The organism is Oleiphilus sp. HI0086 (assembly GCF_001635225.1).
Map to the genome: position 1 here is coordinate 1 of NZ_LWFZ01001310.1, position 1,855 is coordinate 1,855.

General features: G+C 44.5%; 2 protein-coding genes. Both read right to left on the reverse strand.

Going from position 1 to position 1,855, the window contains the following annotated elements; all coding sequences use genetic code 11:
- The coding region (locus A3756_RS22450) for a GGDEF domain-containing protein (RefSeq protein WP_156490697.1) at window positions 1-639 on the reverse strand (639 nt) is incomplete at its 3' end.
- A gap of 135 nt (window positions 640-774) precedes the next feature.
- On the reverse strand, window positions 775-1,855 hold a 1,081-nt coding region (gene ahpF, locus A3756_RS22455), incomplete at its 5' end, for an alkyl hydroperoxide reductase subunit F (RefSeq protein WP_068554710.1).

A 1,855-nucleotide genomic window follows, 5' to 3' on the forward strand; every position in this document is an offset into this window, starting at 1 on the left:
AAATTCTTCACCACCAAAGCGATAAAGATAATCATCACGCTCAAAAAAATCTTTCATCAAGTTGGCAACAGCAATTAAGGTTTCATCGCCAATAACATGCCCAAAGCGATCATTCACTGACTTAAAATGATCTATATCCAATACAGCAATAACATTCTCATCATTCGACTTAGCATTATCGGTTAATTGCGTGTATTCGAGATCAAAGGAGCGGCGATTTTTTAAAGCTGTAAGCTGGTCTTTATTAGATCGATTTAAATGGCCATGTTGATTAACATAAACCGCGATGAGCTGAACGACTTGATTGATCAAACTGACTTTCGGCTCTATATCCAGCAACATGCTAATTTCTTGCCCGGTACTCAAATGTATCGGAAATACCGTTTCCGGCTCTGCTAGAGCCTTGGTATTAAGTGAAACCTTTGATTCGGATTTAGCACCAGAGACTGGCTGATAAGTGGCGAGCACGACAAGCTCAGTACTGAGTCTATAATCCCCAAGACATAAACGGACATAACCGGGATTTAATAACTTGCCGACCGCGCGAACAAATCGCTCATCAAGATTCTTGGAGGTTTCTGCATAGATCAAATCCACTAAGGATTCACAATTACAGAGATTGGGCTCAATAATTTTCATTAAGGGTCTGCTTGGCTATGTCATGGTCTGATACAAACATAACAGAGCAGAAAGTAAAGTCTAGAGAAGATTTACCGCTAGTAAAACAAAGCCAGCCCCAATTGGCTCAATATACCTGGGACTGGCTTTTTTAGGCTAGCCTTGCATTAGCAAGTAGTCAAAGGCTGCAAGAGAAGCTTTGGCACCTTCCCCCATAGCGATCACGATCTGTTTATAAGGCACGGTCGTCACGTCACCGCAGGCAAAGATTCCTGGTACGTCAGTCTGACCTTTGGCGTCTACAATTACCTCGCCATAGGCGTTCATTTCTACAATGCCTTCCAGGAAGCCACTATTGGGCACCAAGCCTATTTGGACGAAAATGCCTGATAATTCCTGGCGCTTAATTTCACCACTATCACGATCTTCGTATGCTAAGGCAACAACCTTGCCACCTTCAGCCAAGACTTCTTTGGTCGCTACATTACGCAGAATAGTAATATTCTCACGTTTTTTAGCTTGCTCAACCAAGACTTTGTCAGCCTTTAATTCAGGCATAAACTCGTAGATTGTGACAGATTTTACGATACCAGCTAAATCCAAAGCCGCTTCAACACCTGAATTTCCGCCACCAATAACAGCAACATCCTTACCTTTAAAGAACGGTCCGTCACAGTGCGGGCAGTAAGCAACACCTTGACCTATGTTTTCCTTCTCGCCAGGAATGCCAAGCTCTCTCCACTTTGCACCGGTCGCAACAATCACCGTCTTGGTTTCGATCACTTCACCCGAAGAGAGTTCAATCTTATGGTTTTCACCCCCCTGGCCTTTCTCGATGTTCGCGACTCGTAAGTGTTCTCTGACGGTCACGTCATATTCTTTAATATGCTGCTCCAAAGCCGTAGACAATTCCGGGCCGGTTGTTTTAGGCACAGAGATCAGGTTTTCGATCCCCATAGTGTCTTTCACCTGTCCACCAATCCGATCTGCGATGATCGCTACTTTCAAACCTTTTCGAGCACTATACACCGCTGATGCTGCACCTGCCGGGCCACCACCAATCACAACAACATCCTGAACAGGTAGTGCTTCAGCAGGCTCTGCTGCCTGAGTGATGTCGGGGTATTTAGCCATCAATTTCTCTAGTAGGACTGCCTGGTCAATTTTACCGTTAGCGAATACTTCACCATTCAAGTAAACACTAGGCACACCTTGAATACTTCGCTCTTCGATCAAG